Annotated in this window: 7 protein-coding genes; all 7 read left to right on the top strand. The window is 44.7% G+C overall.

The window, feature by feature from the left end:
• Window positions 1–991, top strand: a 991-nt coding sequence (locus D9A03_RS03300; protein ID WP_254054963.1) for a methyl-accepting chemotaxis protein, incomplete at its 5' end; no start/stop codon positions are given.
• A gap of 56 nt (window positions 992–1,047) precedes the next feature.
• Window positions 1,048–1,953 carry a protein-glutamate O-methyltransferase CheR gene (locus D9A03_RS03295; RefSeq protein ID WP_120495815.1) on the top strand — a complete coding sequence of 302 codons (906 nt, stop codon included), beginning with the start codon at window positions 1,048–1,050 and terminating at the stop codon, window positions 1,951–1,953.
• Between the two features lie 2 nt (window positions 1,954–1,955).
• Window positions 1,956–2,630 carry a chemoreceptor glutamine deamidase CheD gene (locus D9A03_RS03290; protein ID WP_120495814.1) on the top strand — a complete coding sequence of 225 codons (675 nt, stop codon included), beginning with the start codon at window positions 1,956–1,958 and terminating at the stop codon, window positions 2,628–2,630.
• Window positions 2,631–2,643: 13 nt separating this feature from the next.
• Window positions 2,644–3,711, top strand: coding sequence for a chemotaxis response regulator protein-glutamate methylesterase (locus D9A03_RS03285; RefSeq protein ID WP_162937956.1), 1,068 nt, complete (start codon window positions 2,644–2,646; stop codon window positions 3,709–3,711).
• A 75-nt stretch (window positions 3,712–3,786) separates the two neighbouring features.
• Window positions 3,787–4,980, top strand: coding sequence for a methyl-accepting chemotaxis protein (locus D9A03_RS03280; protein ID WP_120495813.1), 1,194 nt, complete (start codon window positions 3,787–3,789; stop codon window positions 4,978–4,980).
• Window positions 4,981–5,003: 23 nt separating this feature from the next.
• Complete coding sequence (locus D9A03_RS03275) at window positions 5,004–5,312, top strand: STAS domain-containing protein (protein ID WP_120495812.1); 309 nt, start codon at window positions 5,004–5,006, stop codon at window positions 5,310–5,312.
• A gap of 69 nt (window positions 5,313–5,381) precedes the next feature.
• Window positions 5,382–6,581: a PP2C family protein-serine/threonine phosphatase gene (locus D9A03_RS03270; protein ID WP_120495811.1), complete on the top strand. Its 1,200-nt coding sequence runs from the start codon at window positions 5,382–5,384 to the stop codon at window positions 6,579–6,581.
• The last annotated feature ends 49 nt before the right edge of the window (window positions 6,582–6,630 follow it).

Genomic DNA, 6,630 nt, shown 5'->3' with positions numbered 1-6,630 from the left:
GACACATCAGATTACAACCAGTTCCACAGGGACTTATGAAACCTTAAAACAGGATGTAAACCAGACATCAAAACGTTTGGCAGAAACTGTTGGCGATATCGTCGCAACAACCGATGAGATTGGCTCCGCGTCCACAGAAATTGCATCCGGTTCAATGGATCTTTCCCAACGAACCGAAGCACAGGCTTCCAGCCTGCAACAGACTGCAGCATCCATGGAAGAAATGTCCACAACCGTTAAACAGAATGCAGACAGCGCCCAACAGGCCAATCAGATGGCACTCAACGCAACAGAGACTGCTGAACGTGGCGGTGAAGTTGTGAAAGACGCTGTTGTTGCTGTGACTGGGATTGAACAGGCATCTCAGAAAGTATCCGACATCATCGGTGTCATTGACGAGATTGCCTTCCAAACCAATCTTCTGGCGCTGAATGCAGCAGTTGAAGCGGCCAGAGCGGGCGAAGCAGGTAAAGGCTTTGCGGTTGTTGCAGCCGAAGTGCGGACACTGGCGCAACGTTCCGGCGAAGCAGCCAAGGATATCAAAACCCTGATTGTTGAAGCCAATGATCAGGTTAAAGAAGGTGTTACCCTTGTCAGATCTACCGGGGACACCCTGTCCGAGATTGTTGATTCATCCAAACGTGTTGCTGACATCATTTCCGAGATCGCCGCTTCAAGCCGGGAACAGGCCACTGGTGTTGAAGAGATAAATACTGCTATCACAGCCATGGATGAAATGACCCAGCAGAATGCCGCCCTGGTAGAGGAAAGTTCAGCTTCGGCGCGAACGCTGGAAGAGCAGGCCGAGGGCCTCTCCGAAATGATCGGCTTCTTTAAAACTGATCAAAGCACTCATAGCGAACGCAAACCCAAAAACCGGAACACATCCAAAGTAACCTCAAAAACAACTCCCAAAACAGTCACTGCCCTTAAACCGACAACCGCTGTCGCTGCAGCTGTCGAGGATGATGACGACTGGTCCGAGTTCTAAGCGAGCAAAATGTAAATGGAAACCTACACTCTTAAACTAAACTGGATTATGAAATTATGAGCGCCTCTGCACTTGCTTCGACACAAGCTGGAAGAAGAAAAGTCAGTCCACCAGGCGCGGGACAAGAGCGTGAGTTCCCTTTCTCGGATGACGAGTTTAAAATCTTGTCCAATATGGTGTACGAAAGAGCCGGTATCGTTTTAAACAAAAATAAAAAGGATATGGTTTACGGACGTCTTGCGCGCCGATTACGCAAACTGAAGATCCCTTCGTTTAAAGAATATCTCCAGTACCTGAACAGCAACAATGGTTCTGAAGAAACAGGTCTGTTGATAAATGCAATAACAACAAATCTTACTAAATTTTTCCGAGAATCACACCACTTCAAACACCTTTTTGATGCCTGTTCCGATATCGTTCAGGCGCAAACAAACAGAGGCGAAGAGCGCCGTTTAAGAATTTGGTCTGCGGGATGTTCCTCTGGCGAAGAACCATATTCCATTGCCATTATAATGAATGAGCTTCTGAAAAAAGCAGCACCTATAGATATTCGGGTATTGGCGACAGATCTTGACACTAGCATGTTACAAACTGGTATGGCTGGCGTGTACAATAAAAAGTCAATCGAAAATTTACCTGCCAAATTTCGGTCACGCTATACAGAAAAACTTTCCGATACTCAGATTAAAATGAGCCAGGATCTGCGTAAACTGATCACCTTCAAACAGCTGAATTTGTTAGAAAAATGGCCAATGAAGGGCCCTTTTGACGCCATCTTTTGCCGTAACGTCATGATTTATTTCGATACATCGACGAAAGTCTCTCTGGGTAAACGTTATTCAGAAATGTTGCGATCAGACAGTTGGCTATATATCGGCCATTCCGAGAGCCTGCCCATTGAGGAAACTCAACTTAAGTTAATCGGTAAAACAATCTACCAACGAAATGATCAGAGGAGGTAAGAATGACCACAATGGCAGAACATAAAAGTCCTCCAACTCGCAACGTTCCTGATCATTTTTATTCGGACGATACAGATCTGCAACACCCTCATGAAGGAGAGCCAAACAGGTTCTTTGACCCGCGATTTAAACACTACGCTGTAAAAATAATGCCCGGCACCCATTACGTAACCTCGAGACATGATGAAATGCTTGTCACCACCCTGGGATCCTGTGTCAGCGCATGTATTCGCGATACCGCGCTTGGTGTGGGTGGAATGAATCATTTCATGCTTCCGGAAAGCGATTCTGGAAAATGGGGCGGAAGTAGCGCGGCAATGCGGTATGGTAATCACGCCATGGAAACTTTGTTTAATGATATCCTTTCCATGGGTGGTGCAAAGAACCGTATGGAAATCAAACTTTTTGGCGGAGGCCATGTTCTCAATTCGTCAAATCTGGTTGGTGCAAAAAACGTCCAATTCGTTGAACAATATTTAAAAAACGAACACATGGCACCATCGTCTCAGCACCTTGGTGGTAATCAAGCCCGGAAAGTAATTTACTTTCCAAAGACTGGTGTCGTGAAGATGAAGCTTCTTCCACATGCCTTTGATGAAGAAGTTATGCAAAGCGAAAGAAAGCTTAGCTCTAACCTGAACCATCAGGAAATAGAAGGCAGTGTTGAACTCTTTTGAACAGGAATTGATTTTGACTCCGATAAAAGTCCTTATTGTTGATGACTCAGCTCTTATGAGAGAGCTTTTGAAAAGCCTGTTATCACAGGACCCGTCAATTAATGTTGTTGGTTCTGCGCCAGATCCTTTTCTGGCTCGAGAAATGATTAAACAGTTACTACCCGATGTCATCACACTCGACATTGAAATGCCAAAAATGGACGGCCTCTCTTTTCTGGAAAAGATTATGACCCTTCGTCCCATGCCGGTAGTCATGGTCTCGTCCCTTACGCAAAAAGGTGCCGAAGCAACTATGAATGCTTTGGAGCTCGGGGCTGTTGATTTCTTTCCCAAGCCGCAACTGGATATGAAACGTGGCATAGAAAACCGAGCAGATGAGTTGATTTACAAAGTAAAAACAGCAGCTCGGGCAAAAGTTCAGACACTGGAACGACACGACAACTCCTCGGAAAGTTCCAGCGCTCTATCAAGGATTAAATTTTCAACCACAGAGAAAATAATATCAATCGGCGCCTCAACCGGTGGCGTTGAAGCATTACGTGTCGTGATCAAAGACCTGCCAGCCAATAGCCCCGCCGTTCTTGTGACACAACACATGCCGGAAAAATTCACTCAAACCTTTGCTGAACGTCTAAACAAAATTTCCGCCGTTTCTGTAAGTGAAGCAAAACACGGTGAACGAGTGTTACCCGGGCATGTTTATATAGCTCCTGGCGGGAAACATCTGAGGCTTAAACGGTCCGGTGCGAATTATCTCTGTCAATTAACAGATGATGCCCCCGTGTCAGGCCACAAGCCATCAGTTGATGTTCTCTTCAGTTCTACTTGTGATGCCGCAGGTAAAGATGCTGTTGGCGTTATTTTAACCGGCATGGGCAAGGACGGCGCACTCGGTATGCTTGAAATGCGAAAAGCTGGCGCGAAAACATTCGGGCAAGACGAAGGATCCTGTGTCGTCTATGGCATGCCCAAAGCAGCATATGATGTGGGTGCTGTCGAAAACCAGCTGCCTATCAGTAAAATGGCCGAAGCTATGTTGAATGCCTGTGGCAGTGCAAAGGAGCGTCATATACGCGTCTAATACAGATGTTTCCGGTCATTACGGAACACATCAAAGAACGTGAGGGGTCATCCTCGCATCGCAAGGAGAAATTAAATGGCTATGGTAGCTCAAACCAACACCTATGACCCGACAGAGGAAGAGGATATGCAAGAAATAGAAAACAATGCTCTTCCTTCACAGGATGATCAGGTTGACCACAGCCTTCCTGTTATTCCTGGTGCCCCCCCGATTGGCAGTAACGAAGGAATGCATGATCTTCTAACTTTGTGGGTAGGATTATCCGATGTTCAAAAAAGAACCTTTAAAGCCCTGACCAAAGAAGTAGAGGTTGCATCCGAACTGATCGAAACTTCGACAGATGATTTGTCAAAAAACTTCCGGGATTTAGCAACTTTCTCTCGCAACCAGGCCGAAGAACTGAAATCCATTATAGAAACAGCCGGGACCGTCATCGTCGATGACAAGAAAATCACGTTAACAGATGTTCTACATGTTATGGAAGGGTCCATAGGCAGTGTTGTTGAACAAATTTTGCATGTATCGAAACATGGTATGTCTATGGCCTACGCGATGTCTGATCTTTATGGAAACGTCGAAAAAGTAGAGGCAAGAGTGACCGACATCGAAACAGTCACCAAACAAACAAATCTTTTGGCACTCAATGCAAAAATAGAAGCTATGCGCGCCGGGGATGCAGGTGCAGGTTTCTCAGTTGTTGCGGATGGCGTCCGTGAACTTTCAAATACCATCAACAATCTATCCGGGCAAATAAGGCAAGAAATTTCCGATGTATCAAAAGCTTTGGCAAAAAGTCAGGACAACCTTAAAGAAGTTACATCAGTTGATATGACCGAAAACATCCTCGCCAAAGAAAAAATCGAAAAAATTATGGGGTGCCTCATGGCCCGGAACAAAGCTTTTAGTAAGTCAATCGAGAATTCAGCTGATAACTCGGACAACATGACTCAAAAGGTCTCAGAAATGATCACGGGCATTCAATTTCAGGACAGAACCAGCCAACGCCTTGGTAATATTCTAGATGCTCTCAACATCTTGTCCGAAGCCGGCGATGAAATGAAAGCAAAGACCGAAGAACAAGTCGGGGAACACATTACGCCAGAGCTTGATCGCGAATGGCTCAATCAACTTATTAATGGTTTCCATCTTGGAGAGATGCGTGAACGATTTATTATGCATGCCCTATATGATGAGACAGAAGAAGGAGAACCTGTTGTCGAAGCTGTCTCCTCTATGGATACAAACGAGGATGACATTGAATTATTTTAACTGGCAAGAAGGCTAATAAAGAAATGGACTATGCATTTTCATCAGACGGGACACTCTTGAAATGTATGCTTACAGGAGAATTTACCTTCAACGATCACCCTGCCTTTCGTGGCATGATTGATGAAGCGGTAAAAACAGGCGCCAAATCGATTCAGATAGATTTAGCTGATATAGAATATATCGATTCAGCTGGCCTTGGTATGTTTTTGGTTGCACAAGAAAGAGCCAGAGAAGAAGGTTGGCGATTCTCTATCAGCAACCCTCGTGAAAAAGTTGAGAAAATGTTTACTCTCGCAAAGCTGGGAACCATTGTGACCATCATCAAAGATTAACAGATCGATTAAACAACTATTCAACATTTTGTTATACGATCACATACGAGAACAAAACTAAGGGGTTGAATGACTAGCATCGGGAAAGATTCAAACGATATACCTTTTGAAGCCATCGCAAATCGGCAAATTTTGGTTGTCGACGATGCCAAGTCATTGCGCGATGTCATTGCCAGTATTTTACGTAAAGCCGGATTCAATAACATTCAACAAGCTGAAAATGGTCAGGAAGCCATGCTCAAAGTTGCGGCCAATCCTCCTGACATAATTATTCTGGATCTCATGATGCCGATTATGGACGGCATGAAAGTCTGTCGTCTGGTTCGGGAAATTGAAGACACCGCATCCATTCCTATTATCATTCAAACCGCAATGAATGATAACGAAGAACGCCTCAAGGCTTTTGCAGCAGGGGCAAGCGATCTGGTCACAAAGCCGATAAACGCACTAGAGCTTGTCATACGCACAAAATTGCATTTGAAAAACCTGATACTAACAGAAAAAAGAGAAAAATACCGCATTCGGGTTGCTGACGAGCTTTCGACAGCAAAGGATGTTCAGCAAAATATCTTACCTTCACAAAAATATCTTGATGATATTCGATCAAAAACAGGGCTACATATCTCTTCCATGTGTCAGCCTTCTTCAGAGCTAGGCGGCGATTTCTGGGGAGTGCATATTTTAAAAAACGGCTCTGTTGGATTTTATGTCACTGACTTCTCAGGACACGGGGTAGTTGCAGCATTAAACACGATCAGGCTACACACACTCCTGTTCAATGTCGGAGAAGCCTGGCAAAAACCAAGTGCTTTACTTTCCAAGATCAATCAAAGTCTTTGTGACATGCTACCAACAGGTCAATACGCAACGATGATAATCGGCTTAATTTGTCCTGAAAAGAAAATGCTGAGTTATGCAGGGGCAGCAGCTCCTCCACCCATCTATGGCGAATGGTCAAAACCGGCAGAGTTACAATATTTGGATACAACCGGACTTCCGCTCGGGATCAGTAAATCAGCGACTTATGATCTGAAAACAATCCCCTTCACCCCTGATCATTTCCTGTTTTCCTTTAGCGATGCTCTGGTCGAGACAAAACTCAACGACGGCACCCTCCTTGAAGGTGATGAGCTTATAGAATGGGTAAAGGATTTAACCAATGCCCAACCAAACCCACAGTTGCTTGATCAATTGATCATGGCTTTCTTTGAAAATGGTGGAGACGATCTAAGGGATGATTTAACCGCGATCAGCTTTGATTATCTTTAGATAGCTCGGTGCACAGACAACAACCAGATCACTCCCCCTGTAAACGCAA

The organism is Kiloniella sp. EL199, from assembly GCF_900313065.1.
Classification (GTDB): Bacteria; Pseudomonadota; Alphaproteobacteria; order Kiloniellales; family Kiloniellaceae; genus Kiloniella.
This window is presented reverse-complemented; position numbering and strand designations above follow the sequence as displayed.